Raw genomic sequence first — 24535 nt, 5'->3', positions numbered from 1 at the left:
CACGCCGCAGCAAAATATCCCGGTCAAATCAAGGCATGGCGAAGAATATCGCCGCCGAATCCAAGAGGTCAAAGCAGTTTTTTGATGGTTTTTGATGCAAACTAAAAGATCCAGGCAAGCCATGTCCGACACTCCTCGCAACGCTCCCCCGGGACGCGCGCGCGTCACCGATATCGCGGCCGCCGCCGGCGTCTCCACCGCCACGGTCGACCGTGTGCTGAACCAGCGCCCCGGCGTGCGCGCGGCGACCCTGCAAAAGGTGATGAAGGCCCCCGCCGCGCTCGACTACCTGCCCGAGTCGGATCTCTACAAGGCCATGCGGCCGCGCCCCATGCAACTGGTGTTCCTGCTGCCGCCGCGCAGCAACCGCTACATGCAGATGCTGGGCGACTACATCGGCTTTGCCGAGGACCATCTGGCGCCCTTCAACGTGCGCTGCAAATGCCACCACATCGAAGGCTTCAATCCGCGCGTGCTGGCGCAACGCCTGCTGCATTACGGACGGCAAGCCGATGGCGTGGCCTTCATGGCGCTGGAACATCCGCTGGTGCGCGAAGCCGTCAATACCCTGGTGGAGGAAGGCGTGCATGTGGTGACGCTGATTTCCGACCTTTCCAACTCGCGCCGCGCCGCCTATGTCGGCATGGACAACCGCGCCGCCGGCCGCACCGCCGGCTACCTGCTGGCGCGCTTCCTGAACCGGGACCTGGCCCATCCGGGCAGCGGGCGCAAACCCGGCAAGATCGCCATAATCGCCGGCAGCCTCAGCTATCGCGGCCACGAGGAAAGGGAAATGGGATTCCAGCATGTGCTGGAAGAGATGTGCCCGCAAGTGCAGGTGGTGGGCCTGCGCGAAGGCCACGACGACGCCGACGCCAACTACAAGCAGGCGCGCATCCTGCTGGAGCAGTATCCGGACCTGGCCGGCATGTACAACATCGGCGGCGCCTCCGACGGCGTGGGACGCGCATTGAAGGAATGCGGGCGCGACCAGAAGGTGGTGTTCATCGGCCACGGCCTCACGCCCGACACCCGCGGCCTGCTGATCGACGGCACCATGGATGCGGTGCTCACGCAGCACCCGCAAAACATGGTGATGAATTGCGTGCGCATCTTCAGCAACCTGCGCGAGCGGCGCGACGCGCTGGCCGGCGTGGAAGCGGTGCGCATCAGCGTGATCCTGCGCGAGAACCTGCCATGAGATGCAATACGCTCTTCAGGGGAACAAGGGCGGCATCGAAGGGCTGCGCTCGCCCCATGCCACAAACAGCTTATGGCGGCGCGGGCGGATGCGGCGCTTGCGCAGCCTGGCATAGACCAGTTCGGAGAGCGTGCGCTGTTCGGCATTGCTCATCCTGAGCGAGAAGCGGTACATCCTCAGCAGCATCAGCGCATTGCCCATGAACGCCAGATCGGCCGCCTCGCTGCGCGCCAGGGCGGCCAGTTGCGCGGCCAATGCCAGCACGCGCGCGCCGATGGCGTTGTCGGCCGATGGCGCGGCGCTCTTCAATTCGGGCAACTCCTGCATATCCTGCAGGCCGATCCGGTACAGCGTGTAGCGGTAGTCCGGTTCCAGCGACGCTTCGTCGCCGGCCCGTTCCCCGATGCCTACGCCGGCCAGCCCGGCGAGCAGCTTTTCCAGCGCAGAGAAGCCGACCGCATGGCCGCGCCCTTCCTCCGAGCGCCAGCCGCCGCCGCGCGGACTGAGCAGCCAGGCGAGGAAGGCATGATCCAGCCCGGTATCCCGCGCCGCCCGGCTGCCCAGGATGCGCCGGGCCAGCACCTTGTCTTCATCGCTCATGCGGTAATACTGCGGACTGGCGACAGCGCGTATCGACACCGCCGCCTGCGCCGGCCCATCGCCGCCATTGGCGCGGGAAAAACGATAGGCGGCCAGGTCGTCGGCCAGCGCATCCACCTCTTCCAATGCCAGCCCATTGGCCGCGGCGTAGGCATAGGCTTGCGCCAGATAGCGCCGGTCACCGAAACCAAGAAAGTCGCGGCTGTGCATCGACATGCCGCTGGAACGGGCGACCATCGGCTCATCCTCGCGCCGGCTCACGCCGAACACGCGCTGCAACAACGTCTGATAGGCATCGTCCTGCGCCGCGCGCACGATGCCCGATACCGGCAGGATATCCACCAGCTTCGGCGCCGCGGCCATCAGCGCCAAGGCCGATGGCGTAATGCGCGCCAGCGCCAGCGGGCCGGACGGCAGCACCAGCGACTCCAGCATGCGCACCAGGTCGGCTTGCTGCTGCGGCGGCAACGGCGCCCCGGGCCTGAGGCTATCCAGCGCCAGGTATTGCTGCATCAATTGCACATAGTTAGGCGGATACGCGGTGCGCTCCAGCGGCGACAGGCTGGCATAGAACGCCAACCCGGCTTCGATCACCGGACGCCAGTCGCCGCTCGTCATGGCGCGCTGGAATACCGGCGCCCAGAAGCGGTGGTCGAGTTCGGCGCGCTGGTTGGCCGCGGCATAGCGCTCGTTGACGGTATAGGCGCCGCTTTCGTCGTAGATGATGGCGGAGAGTTCGGCGCGGCTGCGCCCGGCAAAGGGATTGGCGGCGCGGCCGTACAACGACGCGGTCGCTTGTTCGGCCTGCCTGAGGCGAACCGGATCGGCGGAGTCCGGGCGTTCTCGGTCGGCTTGCGCGATGGCCTCGGCGCCGCGGCGCGCGGCCACCAGGCGCGCCTCGATCGCATACAGCGTGGCGCGCGTGATGGGGAGCGGATCGGCGGGGAGCGCATCGGCAGATGCCGCAGCCGATGCGGACGATGCCGATGCCGATGCCGATGCCGATGCCGATGCCGATGACGACGCCGGCTGCGCGGCCGCCGCCGCGTCCAGCACGCTGGCGAAAGCCGCCAGCAGGCGCCCCTGCGCCGACAGCGTCAGCGTCACGCCCTCTTCCGGCGCCGCTGGCTGCGTACTTCCGGTACTTGCCGTATTGTCGGCGTCGTCGCTGCCGGGCGAGGCCTGCGATGTGAAGCGCGACAACGCTTCGCGCGCCGCCACGGCTATACCGGTTTCGATGGCCATGTCATTTCCCTGATCGGGATTCTCATGACTTGGTTACGGACGATGGCAAGCAATCTTTACAGTTGAAAAGGGCGGACGGAAAAAATAGGGATAATTTTTCCGGCGGCTGTTGCCCGCGTGCATGTCCGATCCGTCGCGTATCGATACCACCCGTATCGGAGCGCTGCGACCGTTGCGCTGGCCGATGCTGCAGGCGCGCCCGCAGAAATCGGCCAGCGCGCTGACGTACACCAATGAAATGCCCTGGAACGGCACGATCATGCGGCGAGCGTATCGCAACATTTGTCGCCATTTTTCGTCGTGATGTCGTGCCGGGCCAGGCGTCCTCGCTCAAGCCTGCGTCGCGCCCGACGCCATGCGCCGCTTTTCCTGGCGCAGCAGGTATCGGTTGGGCGACGCCCGCAACGCCTTGCGGAACATGTTGCCGAAGGCGCTCTGGCTCTTGTAGCCGAGCGCCTGCGCCACCACGCCGACGGCCTCGCCATGGGACAGACGCACCAGCGCTTCGCTCAGATGCACTTGCTGCACCCAGTGCCTAAACTGCAAGCCGGTCTCTTTCGGGAACAGGCGGATCACCGTGCGCACGCTGGCGCCGCCCACGCCGGCCCAGTCGGCCAATGAAAACTGCCGGCCCGGATCGTCCAGGATGGCCTCGCAAATCGCCACCAGCCGCCGGTCGTCCGGCCAGGGAATCTCGATGGGAATGGCCGGCGCGCGCGCCAGCTCGGACAGGATCAGTTCTGCCACATGGCCGCCGCGGCTGCCGGCGGCATAATCGGTGGGCTCGGCCAGCAGCGCCAGGATCAGCTCCCGCAGCAGCACCGACACTTCCAGCAGCCGGCAGCGCTCGCCCAAGGCATCGGCCGGCCCGGCTGCGATATAGAGCGTGCGCATGCTGACGTGGCTGAGCATGCGTATCTCATGCTCGACATGCGGCGGCACCCACAGCGCGCGCTGCGGCGGCACGACCCATACGCCGTGCGGCGTACGCACCTGCATGACGCCATCGACCGCATACAGCAGTTGCCCGCGCGGATGCGAATGGGCGCTCAGCAAGTCCCGATGCGCCAGTTCACGGGAAAAGGCCACCACCGGGCAAGGCACCGATTGCAGCGCTTCGGCCTCGCTGCTGGGGCTGACGGGACGTAATCGGGCCACCATGGCACTTAATCGATAAAAATTGTCATGAAAATGAATAGATGCCAATGATACGCTTGCGCATCCCCACACTACAACCGAAGACGTTTTCGCAATGACAACCGATACCACGACAGCGGCGCCGGCCGATACCGGCGCGACATCCTTGCCCCCTGCCGGCGCGGCCCAGCCGCTGGTGATGAGCATCATCCTGGCCGCCGGCGGCGCCCACCTGATCAACGACATGATCCAGGCGCTGCTGCCCTCGATCTACCCGATGCTCAAGGCCAACTACCACCTCAGCTTCACCCAGGTCGGCCTGATCACGCTGACCTTCCAGGTCACCGCCTCGCTGCTGCAACCCTGGATCGGCATGTACACCGACCGGCATCCCCAACCCTGGCTGTTGCCCAGCGGCGCGGTCGCCACGCTGGTCGGCATTGTGATGCTGTCGATGGTCGGCAGCTTCCCGGCCTTCCTGCTGGCGGCGGCGCTGATCGGCATCGGCTCCTCGACCTTCCACCCGGAAGCCTCGCGCATCGCGCGCATGGCCTCGGGCGGGCGCTTCGGCCTGGCGCAGTCGACCTTCCAGGTCGGCGGCAATGCCGGTTCGGCGTTCGGCCCGTTACTGGCGGCCGCCATCGTGGTGCCTTACGGCCAGGGCAACGTGGCCTGGTTCGTGCTGCTGGCGCTGCTGGCCATCGTGGTGCTGTCGCTGGTCTCGGGCTGGTATCGCCGCCACCTTGCCGCCAACAAGGGCAAAGCCCGGCAGCGCCCGGCCCAGGCGCTGCCGGCCTCGACCGTACGGCGCGCCTTGCTGGTGCTGGCGCTGCTGGTGTTTTCCAAGTACTTCTACATGGCCAGCTTCACCAGCTATTTCACCTTCTACCTGATCGACCGCTTCCACCTGTCGGTGGCGAATTCGCAGCTCTACCTGTTCCTGTTCCTCGGCGCGGTGGCCGTCGGCACCTTTGTCGGCGGCCCCATCGGCGACAAGATCGGGCGCAAGCTGGTGATCTGGATCTCGATCCTCGGCGCCGCTCCGTTCGCCTTGCTGCTGCCGCACGCCAACCTGTTCTGGACCGGCGCGCTGTCGGTGGTGATCGGCCTGGTGATCGCCTCGGCCTTCTCGGCCATCGTGGTATATGCGCAGGAACTGGTGCCGGGCAAGGTGGGCATGATCGCCGGCGTGTTCTTCGGCCTGATGTTCGGTTTCGGCGGCATCGGCGCGGCCTTGCTGGGCCACCTGGCCGACCTGTATGGCATCGCCTGGGTCTACGGCCTGTGCGCCTTCCTGCCGCTGGCGGGCTTGCTCACTGTGCTCCTGCCCGACCTCAAGGAGCAGCGCGGCTAAGCGCCCACGGCCGGGCAGCGCCGGCCGCCCTCTCTCCCTCTGTTCTCGCGGGCCCGGTTCCCGGGCCCCATCCCTCTTCCCCCTCCTTCCCGCATGCTTGCGCATGGCAGCAAGCTGCGCCACCCGCCGCCATCGCCCGGGGCTGCCCGCCGTCTTTACATGATGTGGGGCGGCGGCCCCGCCCGTTCCCTTCCGGGCTGCCATATGAGATGATTGGCGTGCGGCAATCCCGGGATGGTCCGCGTGGGCTCCCGCTCCCGACACGATAAAAACCAATATACCTTTTCCCCCGGCGCCCGGAGGAAAGAAGCGCAGACATGCTGAAGAAAATCAAAGTGGAGGAACTGGTCCTCGGGATGTATTTCGCCGGCTTCGACGACGCCGCGTGGATGAACCACCCGTTCTGGAAGAACAAGTTCCTCATCAAGAATCCCAACGAACTGAAGCAGGCCCGCGCCAGCGGCATCGCATATTGCTGGATCGACACCGCCAAGGGCAAGGATGTCGTCGCCCCCGAAGAAGATGAGGATGGCGCGCCGGACGAACCCGCGGCCACCGCCGCAGCGGCCGCAGCCCCGGAGCCGGCAACGCCGGCGCTGGACCCGGCGTTGGTCGATGCGCAAAAACTATGCGAAACCGCCAAGAAGGCGACCCAGGCCATGTTCGCCGAGGTACGCATGGGCAAGGTGCTGGACATGGAGCGCTGCGTCAGCGTGGTCGAGGAAATCGCCAATTCGGTGCTGCAAAACCCCAATGCGCTGGTGAGCGTGGTGCGCCTGAAACTAGCCGACGAATATACCTACCTGCACTCGGTGGCGGTGTGCGCGCTGATGGTGGCGCTGGGCCGCACCCTGGGCATGGACGAGACTTCCTGCCGCGAAGCCGGCCTGGGCGGATTCCTGCACGACATCGGCAAGGCCTTCATCCCGCATGACATCCTGAACAAACCCGGCAAGCTGACCGAGGAAGAATTCGCGATCGTGCGCAAGCATCCGGAGCTGGGCCACAAATACCTGAGCCAGGATACCAACGTGCCCGACTATGCGCGCGACGTTTGCCTGCACCACCATGAAAAGATCGACGGCAACGGCTATCCGGAAAACCTGCGCGGCGCAACGATCTCGCTTTACGCGCGCATGGCGGCGATCTGCGACGTGTACGATGCGCTCACCTCCGAGCGCCGCTACAAGCACGCCTGGGATCCGGCCGAAGCGATCTCTTCGATGGCAACCTGGACCGGCCATTTCGACCGCGCCATGTTCCTGGCTTTCGTCAAGACGCTGGGCATCTATCCGGTGGGCTCGATCGTCAAGCTGGAATCGGGACGCTCGGGCTTCGTGATCCGGCAAAACGACAAGGACCTGACGCGCCCGGTGCTCAAGGTATTCAACTACAACAACGACCGGGGCGTCAGCGATACCGAGATCCTCGACCTGCTGGCCACGCCGGACGTCGACAACATCGTCGCGCGCGGCGGCGAGGAGTGGGCGCGCCTGAGCCATCTCGACGCCATGCAGTTGCTGAGCACGCGGGCGCTGTCCTGACCGGCAACGCGCCGCGGCTGCGCTGCCGCGCCTAGCGGATACGGATCTCGACGAAACGGTTGCGCGGTTCCGGCACGCCCTTCTTTTGCGGTATGCGCGGCTCGCGCGCGCCCTTGCCGACCACCTCGATGCTCAACGGCGCGATCCTGGCGCGGATCAGCTCGCGCTCGACCAATTGCGCGCGCCGCACCGACAGGCTCTCGTTGATGGCATCGCTGCCGATATTGTCGGCATGCCCGACCAGGATGAATTCGCCGGCAGGGAATGTGCGGAACTCCTCGATGGCCTCTTCCAGCAGCTTGCGCGAGGCAGGCGTCAAGCGGTCGCTGCCCAATTCGAACAGCAACTCGTAAGTGCGCGGCCGCAATGGCAGGCTCTGCATCACCGGCGCGTAGCGCGCCTGCACTTCGGACTCGCTCAGGGTCGCGGCTTTGCCGATCTTGCCGGACGCGCTCTCCACCGAGGCATAAGGCGTCGCCAGCGCCGCCTCGCCGGCCGCGGTCTTGACGACGATGCTGCTGGTAGAACCATCCGGCTGCGGCAGCAGCACGAAGCGCTCCGTGGGGCCGGCGCAACCGGCCAGCGCCAGCACGGCAAGGCACAGGGCCAACGACTTATTCATCGCCCACCTCCACGATGAAGTCGGTGCCGCGGATGCCGATGGTGGCCGTCGGCGTGGCCACCTGCTGGCGCTCCGGCGCATGCTTGCCGATCAGGCCCGAGACATAGCGCAAGGTGCCCTTGGCCACCCGCACGGCAATGTTGCCGTCGCCGGAACTCTCGTTGAATTTGAAGTCTTCCAGCACAAAACTGGTCTTGGGGCCGAGCGACATCAGCGTGTCATCGCGCAAGGTGATGCCGGCAGCCGCATCGGCGGCGGTGACGATGCGATCGCCGGAATACAACTTGTCCCCGACCTGGGCCGGCAGCTTCTGCTCCTGCCGCTGCACCTGCACATCGCCGCGCACCACCTTCATGATGCCGGCGAAGCGGTTCTCCTGCGCCTGCGCACCTGATGCGGCGCAGGCCAGCACCGCTACCACCATCGCCACGGATGACAAATGGCAAACGAATCCAGAAACAGGCCGCGCCCGCATGAGATGCCCCTTTTCTTGATGATTTACTAATGGATGAGCCGATATCGCGCCGCCCAAACCCGCCAGGCGGAAGCGGCCATTATAGAACCCATTTTCATCAATGGCCCGAGGGCATCCCGCTACCGCGCAGGGCCGCCCGCCGCAAATCGCGCCCGATAGTCGGACGGCGTCACTCCCAATTTTTCCCGGAACAGCCGATGCATTGTGTCCGCGCTCTTCAATCCGCTTTTCTCCGCCACGCGCTCAATCGTCCATGCGGTATTTTCCAGATGGCGGCATGCATGGTCGAGCCGCATTTCCAATACGTAACGCGCCGGGGTCTTGCCCACCTTCAGCTGAAACTGCCGCGCGAAATTGCGCGGACTCATGGCCGCGCGTTCGGCCAGCGCGGCCACGCGCAAATCGTGCTGCGGATGCTCCAGCATCCACGCCAGCAAATCGGCGAACAGGTCGCTTTCCGCATCCTGTCCCGCCAACGTTGCGCTGAACTGCCGTTGTCCGCCCGGACGATGCAGGAACAACACCAGATCGCGGGCGATGGCGGCGGCCACCGCATGCCCGAGATCGGCCTTGACCATTGCCAATGCGAGGTCGATGCCGGCCGTCACGCCGGCCGAAGTGTAGAGCCTGCCGTCGATCCGGTAGATGGCATCGGCGTCCACCCGCGCTTGCGGAAAATATTCCTGCAATGCCTCGACGGCTGCCCAGTGCGTCGTCACCGAGCGGCCGTCCAACAGGCCCGCGGCTCCGAGCACGAACGCTCCGGTACAGATGCTGCCGATTCTCCGCGCCCTCCCGGCATGCTCCCGCAGCCAGCCGATCAAGGCCGGATCAATGGCGGCGCGGCGTATGGCCGGTTCATGGCCGCCGGCGACAAGCAAGGTGTCGATGTCCGCGGAAATGCCGGACAACGGTTCGATACCGGCCAGCATCAAGGGCGAGCGGGTACGGATGGCCGCACCATCGACCGATGCCACGCGGATGCGGTAAGTGCCGGGAACCTGTTCCTCGGCCCGCGTGAATACGCCGATCGGCCCCGTCAGATCGAGCGGTTCGGTTCCCTCGAAGGCAACGAAGACAATCTGCCTGGCAGCATGGCGATGGGCCGGCGTTGGCAGAAAATCAGATTTCTTTGTCATGGCAATCCTATGATGATCGACCTACGATACTGCCTCCACCACTCTGGCGACACGGACGCAGCATGGAAAGACGATTATTCTTATCCGGGATGACAGCCTTGGGCATGTCGATGGCGACTATTGTATTGGCGTCGCCCGGCCGAGGCCTGGATGCGGCATCAACATCAAATGACCGGGATGATCCGATGTCGGCCTTGCGCCCGCCGAAACGGGCGCGGCCGCTGGTCGCCATCGTTGCCGACAATCGCGGAACCGAAACCACCGACCTCATGATCCCTCAAGCGGTACTGGCCCGTTCGGGCCTGGCCGAGGTCATCGTGGTCGCCCCCGAGCCCGGCAACATTGCGCTGATGCCTGCGCTTGCCATCGCCGCGCAAAGCACCCTCGCGGCCTTCGACCTTGCCTATCCCGAGGGCGCCGACTATGTCATCGTGCCCGCCTTCCACCACGACGACAGCAAAGGCCCCATCATCGACTGGCTCAAACGCCAGGCGGCGTCACGCGCCATCATCGCGGGAATTTGCGAGGGCGCCAAAGTGCTGGGACGGGCCGGCCTGCTGGACGGCCGCAACGCCACCACGCACTGGTATGCCGCCGGGGAGTTGCGCTCCAGGCATCCGACGCTGCGGTGGACGCCCCATCGCCGCTACGTTGTCGACCACGGCATCGTCACCACCACGGGTGTATCCGCCTCCCTGCCGGTTTCCCTGAAACTGGTGGAAGCGATCGGGGGCAGCGGCGCCGCCCAGGCGCTGGCAGCCAGCCTTGGCGTGGCCGACTATGGCGACGCGCATGACAGCGACCGCTACCGCCTGGGCGCCGCCCATGTCTGGAACGCGCTATCCAACAGCGCCGCCGTATGGCGGCACGAAACGATCGGCATTCCGGCCGAGCCCGGCGTGGATGGCATCGCCTTGGCGCTAGCGGCCGATCCATGGTCCCGCACCTATCGCTCCCGGGCGCTGGCATTGGGGGCGTCCCCCTCGGTGCCCACCCGCGACGGCCTGGACTTGCATATCGATGCCCGGATGGACGAAGCGCGCGCCGACCTGGTAGTCCCGCTTGACGCCGGCGCGCCTCCGGCCAAGCAGCTTGACACCAGCCTGACGGCAATCGCAGCGCGCTACGGGCATGGCACCGCCGACCTGGTGGCGCTGCAGCTGGAGTATCCATGGCCCTGCCCATCCCCGGCCGGCGGCACATGCCCCGCCGGGGCCGCCGCATGACATCCGCGCATGGCATCCGCGCATCGGATTTACAATAGCCTCATTCATCAACACCACCTGCCGACCAGTCCACAGGTCTCACGCATGAGGCTCATCCACCATGACTAATATGACTAACGCCCTGAAAATCGACTTCGTCTCCGACATCGTATGCCCCTGGTGCGCGATTGGCCTGGCCAGCCTCAACACCGCGCTCGAACGCATCGGCCCGGCGGCGCAAACCGAGATCGCCTTCCATCCCTTCGAACTCAACCCGAACTTGCCCGCGGCAGGCCAGTCCCAACTCGAACACATCACCGAAAAATACGGCATCACGGCCGACCAGGCCCGCGCCAATCGCGAGCAGATCCGGGCCAGGGCGGCCGCGGTCGGCTTCACGATGAACCGGGACGATGCCAGCCTCGTCTACAACACCTTCGATGCCCATCGCCTATTGGCCTGGGCGCAAGAAAGGGGCGCACAGGCGGCACTCAAGGCAGCCCTGTTCACCGCCTATTTCACCGATGGGAAGAACATCGCAGACCGGGATGTGCTGGCCGATATCGCCCGGCAGGCCGGCCTGGATGGCATGGAGGCGGGTGCGATGCTGGCATCGGACCAGTTCCGGCAACAAGTGCGGGAAGAAGAAGCGCTGTGGGTCCAGCGCGGCATCAACAGCGTCCCGGCAATCGTCGTGAACGACCGCTACCTGATCTCGGGAGGCCAACCGCCGGAAGTGTTTGAACAGCAAATCCGGGCCATCCTGGCGGGCGACGTGCAAGGCTGACGATCCGCAACCGCGTTCATAGGCGATATGGACGGCGCGGCATGGCTCCCGGGTTGCATGGCCGCTGCCTGGCGGACAAGCCGGAGTTACCCCAGCGCCGTCCACTTCCGGCTGCTCGCTGCCGACTCCACCACCTTCTCGATAAAGCGCACGCCCTGCCTGCCGTCTTCCACGCGGGGGTAGTCGGCCTCCAACGGGTCGGCGACGCGGCCATCCGCGCGCGCGCGGATGTCGGCCGCCACGCCCAGGTAGACATTCGCAAAGGCTTCGATGAAAGCCTCGGGATGGCCGGCCGGAATCCGGCCCGCGCGCCGGGCCGATTCGCTCAGCCATGGCGAGCCGCGCGTCAGGATGCGGCGCGGCCCGTCCAGCGGGGAATGGATCAGCTGGTTCGGCTCCTCCTGGCGCCATACCAGCGTGCCCAGTGTGCCGGAGACCTGCAGCCGCAGATCGTTCTCCAGTCCCGCCGCCACTTGCGACGCCACGATGATGCCGCGCGCGCCTTCGGCATAGCGCAGCAGCAATTGCGCATCGTCGTCCAGGCGGCGGCCGGCACCGAAAACGGTGAGATCGGCGCACAGCGCGTCCGGCCGCAGGCCGGTGACGGTGGCGGCCAGGTTCTCGGCATGCGAACCGATGTCGGCCATGGTGCCGGCGCTGCCGCTGCGCAGCGGGTCCAGCCGCCAGTCGGCCTGCTTGTTGCCGCCGTCCACCGCGGCGGCCAGCCAGCCCTGGTTGTATTCCACGGCGATCTTGCGCAGCGTGCCCAGCGCGCCGCTGCGCACCAGGTGGCGCGCTTCGCGCACCATGGGGTAGCCGGTGTAGTTGTAGGTCACGCCGAACACGGTGCCGGCCTTGCGCACCGCGGCCACCAGCTCATCGGCCTGGGCTCCGGTGTGCACCAGCGGCTTGTCGCACACGACATGGAACCCCGCTTGCACGAAGGCCAGCGCTACCGGGTGATGCACATGGTTGGGCGTGACGATGCTGACCAGGTCGATGCGCTCGTCGGGGCCGCGGCGCAACTCGTCGGCCAGCAGTTCCTGCCAACTGCCATGGTTGCGGCCGTCCGCCAGGCCCAGCGCGGCGCCCGATTCGCGCGCGCGCTCAGGCGAGGACGAGAGCGCGCCGGCCACCAGCTCGAACTGCCCATCCAGCGCCATGGCCTTGCGATGCACGGCGCCGATGAAGGCGCCGTGGCCGCCGCCCACCATGGCGTAGCGTAGTTTTCTTTGATTGGACATACCTGGAGCCCTTGTTGGTGTTGGTCGTCGTGGCGGTCCGGCCGGATCAGGCCTGCCGGTCCCTGGCAAACACGGCGTCGAACGCGCCGGCCGCGGGCTTGAAATCGAGCCGCCGGCAAAAGGCCGCGCTCTCGGTGGCGCCGTGCACGCGATCCATGCGGCTATCCTCCCACTCCACCGAGAGCGGCCCCTGGTAGCCGATATCGTTGAGGGCGACGATGATCGATTCGAAATCGACCATGCCCCGCCCCACGCTGCGGAAATCCCAATGCCGGCGGGCGTCGCCGAAGCTGGTGTGGCCGCCGAACACGCCCACGCTGCCATCGCCCTTGCCCCACCAGACATCCTTCATGTGGACGTTGTAGATGCGGCCGGCGAACTGGCGGATGAACTTCACATAGTCCACGCCCTGGTAGGCCAGGTGGCTGGGATCGAAGTTGAAGCCGAAGCGCCGGTGCCCGTTCACCGCGGCGATGGCGCGTTCGGCCGAGGCGATGTCGAAGGCGATTTCGGTCGGGTGCACTTCCAGCGCGAAGTTGATGTCGTGCCGTTCGAATGCATCAAGGATTGGACCAAAGCGCTGCGCGAAGTCGGCAAAGCCCTTGTCCCAGTAGGCTTGCGTGGTCGGCGGGAAGGCATAGATGGCATGCCAGATCGCGGAACCGGTGAAGCCGGTGACCGTCTTCACGCCGAACCTGGCGGCGGCCAGCGCGGTGTCGGCCAGCTCGCGCGCGGCGCGCTGGCGCACGCCTTCGGGGTCGCCATCGCCCCACACATGGGACGGCAGGATGGACTGGTGGCGCTCGTCGATGCGGTCGCACACCGCCTGCCCCACGAGATGGTTGCCGATGGCCAGGCATTGCAGCCCGTGCCGGGCCAGCAGCGCGCGCAGGTCCTTGACATACTGCTCGGACGCCAGCGCCTGCTGCACATTGAAATGGTCGCCCCAGCAAGCCAGCTCCAGGCCGTCGTAGCCCATCTTCCGGGCCAGCGGCGCCAGTTCTGCCAGGGGCAGGTCGGCCCATTGGCCGGTGAAAAGAGTGACGGGTCTTGGCATATGCCGGACTCCTGTTGCGCGTGTTGCGCGATGCGTTGAGCGCGCGGCCCGATCCCGGCCGCCGCGCGAGGAAAGCGTCCCGCCCCGCATCGGAGCGGGACCGGGCCGGTCATCAGAACGGCGAGTCCGGGAAATAGAAGCTCTTCGCGTTGTCCCTGGTGATCAGCACCGAAGGGATGATGGTCGTGGGCGGCAGCTTGTCGCCCTTGATGCGCGCCTCGGCGGTGAGCTTGATGGCGTCGTAGATGAACTTGGGGCTATACGACACGTTGGCCTGGATCAGCGGATTGCTGCCGTCGATCAGCGTCTTGATCATGCCCTTGGCGCCGGCGCCGCCGAACACCAGCTTGATGTCCTTGCGCCTGGACTGCTCGATGGCCTTGAGCGCGCCCACCGCCATGTCATCGTCGGCGGCCCATACGGCGTCGATCTGCGGGAAGCGCGTCAGGTAGTCCTGCATCACCTTGAAGGCATCGTCGCGGTTCCAGTTGGCATACTTGGCATCGAGCAGTTTGATGTCGGGATGCTGCTTGAGCACGGCGTTGAAGGCATCCATGCGCTCGTTGTCGAGCGTGGTGGCGATGCCGCGCATGGCCACCACATTGCCACGGCCGTTGAGCGCCTTGGCGATGTACTCGGCCGGGATCTTGCCGAAGGCCGTGTTATCGCCGGCGACATAGGCGTCCTGCGCGCTGGCGTCTGTCAGGCCGCGGTCGACCACCGTCACATAGACGCCTTTGGCCTTGACCTGGGCCACCGGCTTGGTCAGCGCCGCCGATTCGAAGGGAAAGACCACCAGCGTGGTGATCTTGTTGACCGTGACCAGGTCCTGCAACTGGTTGGCCTGCTCAGGCGCGCCGCCGGCGGTCTTGACGATGACCCGCAGGCCCGGATGGGCCTTTTCCAGATCCTTCTTGGCCTGGTTGGCCCAGTACACGATACCGGCCGTGAAGCTGTGCGTAGCCGACGGAATGGCGACACCGACTACTACCTTGTCGGCTTGCGCCAGGGCCGGCCCGGCCAGCGCCAGCGCCGCTGCGGCGCCCATGGCCGACAGGGCCAGGCGGCGGCTCAAAGAAAGCTTGCTGTTCATGCGTTGTCTCCTGTTGTCTTATGAAAAGGCCGGACAAACCGGCCGGTTGGGGAACACACTGCAAACTGCAACCGATAACTGCAACCGATCACGGAAACCATTCACGGAAACCATTCAGGGAAATCATTCAGGGAACGCCCCGGCTTCACTTCCTGCCGCGCTGCATGAAGGCCACCGCGATGATCACGAAACCCTGCACCGCCGCGTTCAGGTACACGCTGATGATGCTGGTCAGGTTGAGGATGTTGCTGATCACCGAGAGCAGGATCGCGCCCACCACCGTGCCGGCGATGCTGCCCGCGCCGCCCTTCAACACCGTGCCGCCCACGATCACCGCGGCGATCGCCTCCAGTTCCCACAGCAGGCCGGTGGTCGGCGATGCCGATCCCAGGCGCGGCACGTAGAGCAGCGTGGCGATGCCCACGCAGACGCCCAGCAGCATGTAGGTGAGGATCTTGACCTTGTGCACATCCACCGCGGCGTACTGCGCCACCTGCTCATTGGAGCCGATCGCCTGCACGTAGCGGCCGTAGGCGGTGCGGTTGAGGATCACGCCGCCCAGCAGCGCCACCAGCAGGAACACCCACACCGGCACCGGCACGCCCAGCAGATTGGCGTAGTACACCGGGCTGTAGATGTCGGAGAGGTCGTTCTCCAGCGTGATGGCGCCGCCGTTGGAAAAATAAGTCAGGTAGGCGCGGAAGATGCCCAGCGTTCCCAGCGTCACGATGAAAGGCTCGATGCGCCCCTTGGTAATGAGCAGGCCGTGCACCAGCCCGAACACCGCCCCCAGCGCCACCGCCAGCAGCATGCCCGCGGCCACGGCCGCGATGGGCGAACCCAGCACGGGCGCCATGGCGTTCATGAACAGGATCACCGAGCCCGCGATCAACGCCGCCATCGAGCCCACCGACAAGTCGATGCCGCCGGAAATGATGACGAAGCACATGCCCACCGCGATGATGCCGATGAAGGCGGTGCGCGTGAGCACGTTCATCACGTTGTCGTAGGTGGCGAAATTACTGTTGAGCAGGGTGCCGGCAATGCACAACAGCACCAGGCCGATGATCGGCCCAAAGCCGTGCAGCCGGCTCCACCAGGCGGACATGGCGGCGGTGCGGGGACTGCCGCCGGGGCGCGCGGCGGCGGCGTTTTCAGCGGGTACCTGTGGCATGGACGATCAACTCCTCTTCGGTCAGGTGCGACTCTTGCAGCGTGGTTTGCAGGCGACCGGCGCGCATCACCGCCACGCGGTGGCACAGGCCGATCAGCTCCATCAGTTCGGACGAAATCACGATCACCGCCAGGCCCTGCGCCGCCAGGCGTTGCACCAGGTGGTAGATCTCGCGCTTGGCGCCCACGTCCACGCCGCGCGTGGGCTCGTCGAGCACTACCACCGACGGCTCCGGATGCAGCACCTTGGCCAGCGCCAGCTTTTGCTGGTTACCGCCGGACAGCGCAGATGCGCGCACCTCCAGCGCGCCGGCGCGGATGCCGAACTCCTGCACCGCGGCGCGCAGCGCGGCCTGTTCGGCGGCCGGGTCGAGCCAGGGCCTGGCGTAGCGCTCCAGGGCCATCAACGTGAGGTTGGGACGCAGCCCCAAGTGCACATGCAAGCCCTTGCCCTTGCGGTCTTCGCTGAGATAGGTGAGGCCGTGGCGGGCCGCATCGCGCGGGTTCCTGATCTGCACCGGCTTGCCCGCCAGCTCCAGCACGCCGCCGGCGCGCGGGCGCAGGCCGAGCAGGCCCTCGAACAGTTCGGTGCGCCCGGCGCCGACCAGGCCGGCAAAGCCCAGTATCTCGCCGCGCCGCACCTCGAAATCGATATCCTCGGCCCAGCCCGGCACCGTCATGCCGCGCACCCGGATCGCCGGTTCGCCATCCGGCGCCGGCAGCTTGGCCGGGAACAGGTCGGCCAGCTCGCGCCCCACCATCAGGTTGGCCATCTGCCGCCGCGTGAGCGACGCCGTGGGTTCGCGCGCCACCAGCAAGCCGTCGCGCATCACGATCACCTCGTCGGTAGTCCGTTCCACCTCGTCCAGCTTGTGGGAGATATAGATGATGGTCACGCCCGCGGCCTTGAGTTCGGCCATCAACGCGAACAGGCGCTCGGTTTCGCCCGGCGTCAGCGTGGCGGTGGGCTCATCCATGATGAGCAGGCGCGCGCGGCGGGCCAGCGCGCGGGCAATCTCCACCAACTGCTTCTCGGCCACGATCAGCTTGCGCACGCGCGTATCGGGATCCAGCGGCAGCCCGACCTTGGCCAGCGCCGCGCGGGTCTGCTCGCGCATCGCGCGGTCGTCGAGGAACGGGCCCTTGCGGATCTCATGCCCGAGGAAGATGTTCTGCATGATCGTGAGATCGTCCGCCAGATTGAACTCCTGGTGGATCAGCACGATGCCCTGCGCCTCGGCCGCACGCGGACCGCCGCCCGGCGCGCGCACGGCGCCGTCGATCGCCACCGCGCCGCCGCTCGGGCTCTCGTAGCCGGCCAGGATCTTCATCAGCGTCGACTTGCCGGCGCCGTTCTCGCCCAGCAAACCGTACACGCGGCCCGGCTGCAGCGCGAAATCCACGCCATGCAGCACGCGCACCGGACCGAATGCCTTGGTCACGTTGCGGAATTCGACGGCCACGCTCATGGCGCATCTCCCGCGGCGCTGGCCATGCTCTGCTGCATGGCCAGCACCCCCGCGCCCACCACGCCGGCATCGTCGGCCAGGGGCGCGTACTGAATCTCAAGGTGGCGGGTGGAGAGCGCCAGCGAGCGGTGGTACACGCTCTGGCGCACCGAGGCCAGGAACAGCGGCCCCATGTCGGCGACCCGCCCGGCGATGAACACGTGCGAAGGATTGAAGAAATTGACCACCGAAGCCAGCATCTGCCCCACCAGGTTGCCCGCGCGCTGGATGATGGCATTGGCCGCCACATCCCCGGCCCGGCTGGCCTGGGCCACGTCTTCCAGCGTCAGCGCGCCGGTCGCCTGCAGGCGTTTGGCCAGCAACGCGCTCTCGCCGCGCTGCGCGGCCTGCACCGCCATGCGGGCCATCGCCGGCGCCGCCGCCATCGCCTCCACGCAACCCTGGTTGCCGCAGTGGCAACGCGGGCCGGCCTGGTCCACGCAGATATGGCCGACATCGCCGGCCGAGCCGTTGGCGCCGCGGTAGACCTGGCCGTGGCATACGATGCCGCAACCGATGCCGGTGCCGACCTTGATAACCAGGAAATTGGGCAGGTTGCGCTGCAGCCGGTACATTTCGCCGAGCGCCATCAAGTTGACATCGTTGTCCACGAACACCGGCGCGGCGAACGCCTCGCGCAGGTAATCGCGGATGGAAAAACCGTCCCAGTCGGGCATCAGCGGCGGATTGACCAGCTGGCCGCTGGCGAAGTCCACCGGTCCCGGCACGCCCACGCCGATGGCGATGAGCTGTGTCGCCGGCCGTCGGCAGCGCGTGAGCAACTCCCGCATCAGGCCGCGCAGCCGCGCCAGGATCACGCCCGGCCCCTGGCGCACGTCGATGGGTTCGCGGTGGCGCGCCAGCACGGCCATGTCCGGCCGCATGACGGCCACCTGCATGCTGGTGGCGCCCAGGTCGACGCCGATCACCACGCCCAGCGTCTCGCTCAGGCGCAAGGTCTCGGCGCGACGGCCGCCGGACGATTCCTGCAGCCCCACCTCGTCGAGCAAGCCCTCGTCCAGCAAGGCCGCCACCATGGCGTTGGCCTTGCTCTTGGAATAGGCCAGCCGCTGCGCCAGCGCGTTGCGCGATGCGCCGGCCGACCAGAAGATGGTCTGCAAGACGTCGAGGTCTTCCGTGCCGCAGTTGTGCCAGCGTGCCAAGATTTGTCTCCGGTCGTAGCGCCTCATGTCGGACGCTTGCAGGAATACTATGTGGTCGGCTTTGGCTTATCAAGTCGTAACTTAGACCTAATTCAGGTCAATCCAGCGCTGCCAGCAACGGCCGCCATGCGCCCGGTCAAACACCGTCATCCGAGCTTGAAGGTCCCGACCACCAGCGCCAGCTCGCTGGCTTGCCCTTTCAATGAATCGGCCGCGGCGGCGGCCTGTTCGACCAATGCCGCGTTCTGTTGGGTGGTCTGGTCCATCTGGGCGATGGCCTGGTTGACCTCATTGAGCCCGCTGCTCTGTTCTTGCGTAGCGGCCGTGATTTCGCCGACGATGCCGGTCACGCGCCTGACGCTGGCGACTACCTCGGTCATGGTCGCGCCGGCTTGTTCGACCAGCTTGCTGCCGGCGCCCACCTTCTCCACGGAATCGTCGATCAGCGCCTTGATCTCCCTGGCGGCCGCGGCCGAACGTTGCGCCAGCGAACGCACCTCCGACGCCACCACCGCGAAGCCGCGCCCCTGCTCGCCGGCGCGCGCCGCTTCGACGGCGGCATTGAGCGCCAGGATATTGGTCTGGAAGGCGATACCGTCGATCACACCGATGATGTCGGCAATCTTGCGCGAGCTCTCGGTGATGCCTTCCATGGTCTGCACCACCTGGCCGACCACGCTGCCGCCCTGGATCGCTACGTCGGAGGCCGATTCGGCCAACTGGTTGGCCTGGCGCGCGTTGTCGGCGTTTTGCCTGACGGTGGAGGTCAGCTGTTCCATCGCCGAGGCGGTCTCTTCCAGCGAGCCGGCCTGCTGCTCGGTGCGCGAGGACAAATCGAGGTTGCCGCTGGCAATCTCGGACGTGGCCGTGCCGATGGTGTCGGTGCGCTGGCGCACTTCGCTGACGATATTGCGCAGGCTCTCGTTCATCGCGCGCAGCGCTTCCATCAAACGGCCGGTCTCGTCGCGCCCCCTGGGCCGGATATACACCGTCAAATCTCCCCTGGCCACCCGTTGCGCCACCTCGACCGCCGCCTTGAGCGGACGAGACACATTGCGCCCCACGGCAAACGCCAGCACGCATGCGATCAAGACGGTGGCGCCCAGCAAGCCGAAGATCCAGATCTCGGCCACGGTATATACGCGATACGCGGCCCGGTCGGCGCGCGCGCTGCCTTCGCCGTTGATTTTCACGATCGCCTCAAGATTGGCCACCATGCTGCGGAACACTTTGCCGGATTCGCCGTTGAACAAGGCCCGCGTCTCGTCGTATTGCTGATTGGCCGCCATCTCGGACAATTGCTTGTCCATCTCGACATACGCGGCGAAACTCTTGCTGAACTGCGCGTATTGGGTTTTCTCTTCCGGTTCCGAGATGCGCTGCTCGTAAATGGCGCGCTGCTTGGCAAGCATGCCCAGGCGCGCCTGGATGGCCTGGTTGGCGGCAGCGCGCTCAGCCGGTTGCACCGCCGTCACCAACTCCAGCTCGGCGATGCGCATGAGCGGCAGCGAACGTTGTATCTCCCTGGCCGCTTCGATCGAGGGCATCCATTTGCTGACGATTTCCGCCGATGCCTTGTTCACTTCCTTGAGCTGGCTGACGGAGAACAAGCCGACCATCACCGTCAAGGCGATCATCAGGCCGAAGGAAAAGGCGAGTTTTCTTGCGATATTCAGATTCAAAAACCAGTTCATGTCATCCTCAAATTCCGGTTTGTATCGTTTTTTTTTGGGGGGGAGGAACGGATCGACAGCGAAGCGATATCGAAACCGGATCCGGTCATTGGTGGCGAAATGCCGGATCGCGCGCACACGAACCTGGGTGTGACCGTCGGAAGCGCCAGGAGGAGATGCGATACCGGCGTTAAGGAATGGGGATCTCGTGGAGACGACCGGCCCCCATTTCATCAGCAGGAGTGAAATGCGTCCTGGCTCGACACGTGCGCCACCTCCCCCGAGGCCACTCGACAAAGCGAGGCCGGGATGAATATTAAATATTCGGGGGATGTCTTTCCAATGAATTAAATCGCGGGCTTAATGCCCTAATCGATATCATTTGGCGCGGCGGGAATGCGCCTGTCTGCGAAAGCCGATTCCCTGTCCCGCGTTCTTGGCAAGCCGACAAGGCCGCTCATCATGACGGGCAGGAGCGGGGCCGGGACCGCGGAAAGTGCGCCGCCATCCGGGGCTGACGGCCTCTTGCGGCTGCCGCCCCGCGGCGCATCTATTTGACCTTGATAACGACCTTGCCCTTGGCACGTCCGGCCTCGACATAATCCAGCGCATCATTGGCCGCGTCGAACGCAAAGACTTTATCCACGACCGGACGTATCGCGCCGGAATCAACCAGCGACGCAATTCTTTTCAATTGTTCGCCATTGGCCCGCATGAAAAGAAATGAAAAATTGACATTGCGCTGCCTTGCCTTTCTTTTGGCGCCAAAGCTTAAAACTCGCATGATCGATGCGACCAGCCACGAAGCCCCGATCTCTTTTGCAAAATCCGAATCCGGCGGCCCGGAGATGGAGATCAATCTCCCGCCCTTTTTCAGGATGCGCATGGATTTCTCCATCGTCTTGCCGTCCTGGCTATGCAAGACAACGTCATAGTCCGACAAGATCTTTTCAACGTCATCCTGCTTGTAGTCGATCACAATATCTGCGCCAAGGCGCCTCACCCAATCTGCATTGGCGGCACTGGTACTGGCCGCCACCGTTGCGCCCAGGTGCTTCGCCAGCTGGATGGCAAATGTCCCAACCCCGCCGGAGCCGGCCTGGATGAAGACCTTCTGCCCCTTCTTCAATCCCGCTTTTTCGACCAACGCCTGCCACGCAGTTAAACCGACCAGCGGCAGCGAGGCGGCTTCTTCCATCGAGATCGATTCCGGTTTCAAGGAAACGTCTTTTTCATTCATCGAGATGAACTCAGCGAATGTGCCGATCCTGTCTTTGTCTGGGCGGGCATAGACTTCATCCCCGGGCTTGAAGCGGCTTACCTTGGCCCCTGTCTTGATCACCACGCCAGCCACATCGTTACCTAAAATCAAAGGCAATCCATAGGGCAAAATGAGTTTGAATTCTCCGTTCCTGATTTTGGCATCAAGCAGATTGACGCCTGCGGCGTGGACTTGGACCAATACATCATCGTCACGCACATCCGGCTCCGGCATGTCGGCAGGATGCAGACGGTTATTGCGGCCATAGCGTTTGATGATGAATGCCTTCATGATGTCTTTCCCGATTCTGTTTAGGTGTTCCTGCATGCTGGCCGTGGTTTCATGGCTCGCTGCAAAATATTGACTGCCTGGATTTTCCCGATGCCGACGCCATCGAAACGCTCTCACATGATTCCCAAATATGCGCGCAGGCGCATGTCGCCGCCAGTGAAAATCGCCATGGCCTCAACCTCCGGATGCATGGCTTTCGCGGCTGTCGCATGCCGGGTCGCAGCGACGACGGCAGGACATTCCGCTTCCGCAGCGTTTTCCAATCGACCGCTTTCCTGCTCTGCGTCACGCCGCCCGAGTTGGCTGCGAACCGGTATCTTCATGATTCCAGCCGCAAGTCTTTTCTGATACCGGCATCGACCAGGGCCGCCGGAGCGAATCTATGCAAAAAGCGCAAGCGCCTCGCCAACCCGCCGGCGGAATAACGCAGCACGGGGCGGCGGGCACTTGCCGCTTTGAGCACGGTGTCAGCCACCACCTCCGGGCCGTCTGCGCCGCTCACCAGCTCTTTTACGCGCTGTTTCAGGGCCGCGCGAATTTCACGGTACAAGTCGAGCGCATTGTCGGGCTCCATGGAATTCACATCGAACCGGGTATGGATATAACCGGGCTCGATCACCGAGACGCGAATGCCCATCGTACGCAATTCGTGGTCGAGCGATTCCGAATATCCCGCTACGGCATGCTTGGTCGCGGAGTAAAGCGCCATGTAGGGCATGGGCAGAAAACCCAGCACCGAACCGATATTGAGGATACGGCCGGCACGCTGCCGGCGCATGTGAGGAACCACGGCGCGCGTCATTCGAACCAGCCCGAAAAAGTTGGTTTCAAAGATCGAGCGGGCCTGCTCAAGCGAGCTCTCCTCCGCCGCAGCCGGAGCAACGCCGAAACCGGCATTGTTCACCAGCAGATCGATCCGGCCGCTTTGCTTCATCACTGCGTCGACGGCAGCGTCGACCGAATCGTCGCTGGTCACATCGAGCGATAGCATGTCGAACGGCTGTTGCCCCTGGGCCCCGCGCCGACTCGTGCCGTAAACCTTATACCCGGCTGTTGCAAGCCGCAGCGCGCTTGCTTCGCCAATCCCCGAAGAGGCTCCGGTCACCAGTGCGATTTTCCTGTCCATCATGTTCTCCCGACTTTCATCAACAAGCCTCCGGCGGCTTTAAACCAGGTTTTTCCACAAAAATATTACGATCATCATATTTACAATCAAAAAAACAGGCACGCATGCCCGCACCCCTGAAGTCAGGAATCGGACGGTGCCAGTTTTTTCCGTGCCGCCTCGAGAAAACTTTCAGACAACCTGGGGTCGTCGACAGCGCGCGCCATGATCATGGCGCCGACAATCGAAGCGACGATCATGAGCGCCTCTTCATGTCCGGCCGGGGTTCCCCAGCCGGGCAGCTCGCGCGCGACCACATCGATCATCTCTTTGATGCGGCGGGTCGCGGCGTGCCGCACCTCTGGCGCCTGGCGCGGCATTTCCGAACCCAACGCGGAAATCGGACAGCCGGTTTCAATCCCGGCAAAATGCTCCGCCGACAGGTAGGCCTGGATCATTGCCGGCAAAGCCTGCCCGGGCGGAACCGCGGCAGCGATGCGTTCCGACAGACCGACGGCTTCCGCGCCGGCACGATCCGCCGCTTCCGCCAGCAACGCTTCACGCGACGCGAAGTGGGCGTAGAAGCCGCCGTGCGTCAGCCCGGCTTCCTTCATGATGTCGGCCACTCCGGTGCCGTGATAACCGCTGCGCCGAATCGCGCGCGCGGCGACCTCAACGATGCGCTCATGCGTGATTTCCTTGCGGCTGGCGGTTTTTTGCCCAATGGCTTTCGATTTCATGATGACCATCATATATCATTTCGCAAAAAAATGCTCAGCGAATCCATTTGCGCCGTTTTCCTGTCGCGCCCTCCACCGCCTCCCCCTTGCATCGTTTCACTGCCCAAAGGCTCGGCCACCACGCCATGGATGCCCGGCCTCCCCGGCATGCCTTGGCCAGGTTGCTACACGCCAAATGTACACATCACCGCATTCAATCGTCCCAGCCGCCCGATCACCGCGGCCGGACTTTTCATGAAATGCATGCCGGTGCACGAGCCGGTCATGACGACCTGTCCTTTTTGCAAGGGCATGCCGCGTCGCTGCGCATGCCTGGCCAGCCAGGCGACGACCATCTCCAGATCGCGCATGGGGTTGCCGCCCTTGGCCTGGGCGACCAATGCACCGCCGACCTCCAGGCTGGCCTCGAGCCCGGAAAAATCGATCAGGCCCATCGATTCGATCGGGATTTCCGGGCCGAGGACGATGGCGCCATGGCTCTGCAGGTCGGCCAATGCCGCGTTGGGATTGGGGCTAGGAAATGGCGCCAGCCTGGTTTCGACGATCTCGAAAGCCGGCATTGCGGCGTCGAATATTTCGCCGATATCGATGCCCGATGCCGCCAGCTCGCCCGGCCCGACATCGGCGCGCAGGCGCAGGGCCAGCTCTACCTCCACACCGCACAGCGGCCACTGGCTCAACGTGAATGCGGCGCCGTCGCCATGGAAGCCGAGCGCGGGCAGCGGCGCGCAGTGCGGCTCATGCCCCGGCCCCTTGTGCCCGACCTTCCAGCCGCCGACAGGCCCCAGGAAATCCAGGCAGGCATCCTGCACCGCGTAGGCCTGCTCTCTGCTGTCGACCGGCACTTGCCGATAATCCAGGGGAATGCGGCTTTCCCGGGCCTGCCGCAATAGCCGGGCGATGTCGTGTGCTTGCATC

At 65.1% G+C, this 24535-nt stretch carries 22 protein-coding genes and 1 pseudogene; 5 read left to right on the top strand and 18 right to left on the bottom strand.

What is annotated here, in order from left to right:
- The first annotated feature begins 121 nt into the window (after positions 1–121).
- Positions 122–1201, top strand: a complete 1080-nt coding sequence (locus FB598_RS09000) for a LacI family DNA-binding transcriptional regulator (protein WP_141913496.1) — start codon at positions 122–124, stop codon at positions 1199–1201.
- A 15-nt stretch (positions 1202–1216) separates the two neighbouring features.
- Here the strand turns inward: FB598_RS09000 and FB598_RS08995 are convergent, their stop codons facing one another.
- From FB598_RS08995 to FB598_RS08980, 3 genes and pseudogenes are all read right to left on the bottom strand, one after another.
- Positions 1217–3046, bottom strand: coding sequence for a hypothetical protein (locus FB598_RS08995; protein WP_183405723.1), 1830 nt, complete (start codon positions 3044–3046; stop codon positions 1217–1219).
- A 165-nt stretch (positions 3047–3211) separates the two neighbouring features.
- Positions 3212–3304: pseudogene (locus tag FB598_RS20985) on the bottom strand (amino acid ABC transporter permease); the annotation flags it as partial.
- A gap of 72 nt (positions 3305–3376) precedes the next feature.
- Positions 3377–4207 carry a helix-turn-helix domain-containing protein gene (locus tag FB598_RS08980; RefSeq protein WP_141913499.1) on the bottom strand — a complete coding sequence of 277 codons (831 nt, stop codon included), beginning with the start codon at positions 4205–4207 and terminating at the stop codon, positions 3377–3379.
- A gap of 91 nt (positions 4208–4298) precedes the next feature.
- Between FB598_RS08980 and FB598_RS08975 the strand changes: the two genes are divergently transcribed.
- Together FB598_RS08975 and FB598_RS08970 are read left to right on the top strand one after the other, a co-directional pair.
- Positions 4299–5537, top strand: a complete 1239-nt coding sequence (locus FB598_RS08975; protein WP_141913500.1) for an MFS transporter — start codon at positions 4299–4301, stop codon at positions 5535–5537.
- Between the two features lie 317 nt (positions 5538–5854).
- Positions 5855–7081, top strand: coding sequence for an HD-GYP domain-containing protein (locus tag FB598_RS08970; RefSeq protein WP_141913501.1), 1227 nt, complete (start codon positions 5855–5857; stop codon positions 7079–7081).
- Between the two features lie 31 nt (positions 7082–7112).
- On the opposite strand, the gene FB598_RS08965 is transcribed toward FB598_RS08970, so the two are convergent.
- From FB598_RS08965 to FB598_RS08955, 3 genes are all read right to left on the bottom strand, one after another.
- Positions 7113–7703 carry an OmpA family protein gene (locus FB598_RS08965; protein ID WP_141913502.1) on the bottom strand — a complete coding sequence of 197 codons (591 nt, stop codon included), beginning with the start codon at positions 7701–7703 and terminating at the stop codon, positions 7113–7115.
- Positions 7696–8133, bottom strand: coding sequence for a FecR domain-containing protein (locus tag FB598_RS08960; RefSeq protein ID WP_255515758.1), 438 nt, complete (start codon positions 8131–8133; stop codon positions 7696–7698). The genes FB598_RS08965 and FB598_RS08960 overlap by 8 nt, the downstream gene beginning before the upstream one ends.
- A 164-nt stretch (positions 8134–8297) precedes the next feature.
- Entirely contained in the window at positions 8298–9317 is a 1020-nt protein-coding gene (locus FB598_RS08955) for a GlxA family transcriptional regulator (RefSeq protein ID WP_141913504.1), read from the bottom strand.
- Between the two features lie 62 nt (positions 9318–9379).
- On the opposite strand from FB598_RS08955, the gene FB598_RS08950 reads away from it, so the two are divergent.
- Together FB598_RS08950 and FB598_RS08945 are read left to right on the top strand one after the other, a co-directional pair.
- Positions 9380–10543, top strand: coding sequence for a DJ-1/PfpI family protein (locus tag FB598_RS08950; RefSeq protein ID WP_141913505.1), 1164 nt, complete (start codon positions 9380–9382; stop codon positions 10541–10543).
- Positions 10544–10652: 109 nt separating this feature from the next.
- Complete coding sequence (locus tag FB598_RS08945) at positions 10653–11309, top strand: DsbA family oxidoreductase (RefSeq protein WP_141914182.1); 657 nt, start codon at positions 10653–10655, stop codon at positions 11307–11309.
- Positions 11310–11395: 86 nt separating this feature from the next.
- On the opposite strand, the gene FB598_RS08940 is transcribed toward FB598_RS08945, so the two are convergent.
- The 12 genes from FB598_RS08940 to FB598_RS08885 all read right to left on the bottom strand — a co-directional run bounded on the left by FB598_RS08940 (position 11396) and on the right by FB598_RS08885 (position 24534).
- Entirely contained in the window at positions 11396–12553 is a 1158-nt protein-coding gene (locus FB598_RS08940; RefSeq protein ID WP_141913506.1) for a Gfo/Idh/MocA family protein, read from the bottom strand.
- Positions 12554–12599: 46 nt separating this feature from the next.
- Positions 12600–13610 (bottom strand): sugar phosphate isomerase/epimerase, encoded by a 1011-nt coding sequence (locus FB598_RS08935; RefSeq protein WP_141913507.1) that lies wholly within the window; start codon positions 13608–13610, stop codon positions 12600–12602.
- 112 nt (positions 13611–13722) lie between these two features.
- Entirely contained in the window at positions 13723–14703 is a 981-nt protein-coding gene (locus FB598_RS08930) for a substrate-binding domain-containing protein (RefSeq protein ID WP_141913508.1), read from the bottom strand.
- 145 nt (positions 14704–14848) lie between these two features.
- The gene (locus FB598_RS08925; protein ID WP_183405721.1) at positions 14849–15877 is read right to left on the bottom strand and encodes an ABC transporter permease; all 1029 of its coding nucleotides are present in this window, start codon (positions 15875–15877) and stop codon (positions 14849–14851) included.
- Positions 15858–17345: a sugar ABC transporter ATP-binding protein gene (locus FB598_RS08920; protein ID WP_141913509.1), complete on the bottom strand. Its 1488-nt coding sequence runs from the start codon at positions 17343–17345 to the stop codon at positions 15858–15860. Before FB598_RS08920 ends, FB598_RS08925 begins: the two co-directional genes overlap by 20 nt.
- The gene (locus tag FB598_RS08915) at positions 17342–18547 is read right to left on the bottom strand and encodes an ROK family transcriptional regulator (RefSeq protein ID WP_255463868.1); all 1206 of its coding nucleotides are present in this window, start codon (positions 18545–18547) and stop codon (positions 17342–17344) included. Before FB598_RS08915 ends, FB598_RS08920 begins: the two co-directional genes overlap by 4 nt.
- 146 nt (positions 18548–18693) lie before the next feature.
- Positions 18694–20241 (bottom strand): methyl-accepting chemotaxis protein, encoded by a 1548-nt coding sequence (locus FB598_RS08910; RefSeq protein ID WP_141913511.1) that lies wholly within the window; start codon positions 20239–20241, stop codon positions 18694–18696.
- Positions 20242–20770: 529 nt separating this feature from the next.
- Positions 20771–21772, bottom strand: coding sequence for an NADP-dependent oxidoreductase (locus FB598_RS08905; protein ID WP_141913512.1), 1002 nt, complete (start codon positions 21770–21772; stop codon positions 20771–20773).
- Between the two features lie 113 nt (positions 21773–21885).
- Positions 21886–22095: a hypothetical protein gene (locus tag FB598_RS08900; RefSeq protein ID WP_141913513.1), complete on the bottom strand. Its 210-nt coding sequence runs from the start codon at positions 22093–22095 to the stop codon at positions 21886–21888.
- The gene (locus FB598_RS08895) at positions 22092–22898 is read right to left on the bottom strand and encodes an oxidoreductase (protein ID WP_141914184.1); all 807 of its coding nucleotides are present in this window, start codon (positions 22896–22898) and stop codon (positions 22092–22094) included. Before FB598_RS08895 ends, FB598_RS08900 begins: the two co-directional genes overlap by 4 nt.
- 122 nt (positions 22899–23020) lie before the next feature.
- Positions 23021–23629 (bottom strand): TetR/AcrR family transcriptional regulator, encoded by a 609-nt coding sequence (locus tag FB598_RS08890; RefSeq protein WP_141913514.1) that lies wholly within the window; start codon positions 23627–23629, stop codon positions 23021–23023.
- A gap of 152 nt (positions 23630–23781) precedes the next feature.
- Entirely contained in the window at positions 23782–24534 is a 753-nt protein-coding gene (locus FB598_RS08885; protein WP_141913515.1) for a 2-keto-4-pentenoate hydratase, read from the bottom strand.
- Between the last annotated feature and the right edge of the window lies 1 nt (position 24535).

The organism is Herbaspirillum sp. SJZ106 (genome assembly GCF_006715495.1).
Classification (GTDB): Bacteria; Pseudomonadota; Gammaproteobacteria; order Burkholderiales; family Burkholderiaceae_D; genus Herbaspirillum.
This window is presented reverse-complemented; position numbering and strand designations above follow the sequence as displayed.

Coding starts and splice junctions, on each gene's coding strand:
- FB598_RS08920 (WP_141913509.1), bottom strand. CDS start 17,345: ATGAGCGTGGCCGTCGAATTCCGCAACGTGACCAAGGCATTCGGTCCG.
- FB598_RS08995 (WP_183405723.1), bottom strand. CDS start 3,046: ATGGCCATCGAAACCGGTATAGCCGTGGCGGCGCGCGAAGCGTTGTCG.
- FB598_RS09000 (WP_141913496.1), top strand. CDS start 122: ATGTCCGACACTCCTCGCAACGCTCCCCCGGGACGCGCGCGCGTCACC.
- FB598_RS08970 (WP_141913501.1), top strand. CDS start 5,855: ATGCTGAAGAAAATCAAAGTGGAGGAACTGGTCCTCGGGATGTATTTC.
- FB598_RS08980 (WP_141913499.1), bottom strand. CDS start 4,207: ATGGTGGCCCGATTACGTCCCGTCAGCCCCAGCAGCGAGGCCGAAGCG.
- FB598_RS08930 (WP_141913508.1), bottom strand. CDS start 14,703: ATGAACAGCAAGCTTTCTTTGAGCCGCCGCCTGGCCCTGTCGGCCATG.
- FB598_RS08905 (WP_141913512.1), bottom strand. CDS start 21,772: ATGAAGGCATTCATCATCAAACGCTATGGCCGCAATAACCGTCTGCAT.
- FB598_RS08925 (WP_183405721.1), bottom strand. CDS start 15,877: ATGCCACAGGTACCCGCTGAAAACGCCGCCGCCGCGCGCCCCGGCGGC.
- FB598_RS08885 (WP_141913515.1), bottom strand. CDS start 24,534: ATGCAAGCACACGACATCGCCCGGCTATTGCGGCAGGCCCGGGAAAGC.
- FB598_RS08945 (WP_141914182.1), top strand. CDS start 10,653: ATGACTAACGCCCTGAAAATCGACTTCGTCTCCGACATCGTATGCCCC.
- FB598_RS08935 (WP_141913507.1), bottom strand. CDS start 13,610: ATGCCAAGACCCGTCACTCTTTTCACCGGCCAATGGGCCGACCTGCCC.
- FB598_RS08895 (WP_141914184.1), bottom strand. CDS start 22,898: ATGGACAGGAAAATCGCACTGGTGACCGGAGCCTCTTCGGGGATTGGC.
- FB598_RS08950 (WP_141913505.1), top strand. CDS start 9,380: ATGGAAAGACGATTATTCTTATCCGGGATGACAGCCTTGGGCATGTCG.
- FB598_RS08890 (WP_141913514.1), bottom strand. CDS start 23,629: ATGATGGTCATCATGAAATCGAAAGCCATTGGGCAAAAAACCGCCAGC.
- FB598_RS08900 (WP_141913513.1), bottom strand. CDS start 22,095: ATGAAGATACCGGTTCGCAGCCAACTCGGGCGGCGTGACGCAGAGCAG.
- FB598_RS08955 (WP_141913504.1), bottom strand. CDS start 9,317: ATGACAAAGAAATCTGATTTTCTGCCAACGCCGGCCCATCGCCATGCT.
- FB598_RS08965 (WP_141913502.1), bottom strand. CDS start 7,703: ATGAATAAGTCGTTGGCCCTGTGCCTTGCCGTGCTGGCGCTGGCCGGT.
- FB598_RS08940 (WP_141913506.1), bottom strand. CDS start 12,553: ATGTCCAATCAAAGAAAACTACGCTACGCCATGGTGGGCGGCGGCCAC.
- FB598_RS08975 (WP_141913500.1), top strand. CDS start 4,299: ATGACAACCGATACCACGACAGCGGCGCCGGCCGATACCGGCGCGACA.
- FB598_RS08910 (WP_141913511.1), bottom strand. CDS start 20,241: ATGAACTGGTTTTTGAATCTGAATATCGCAAGAAAACTCGCCTTTTCC.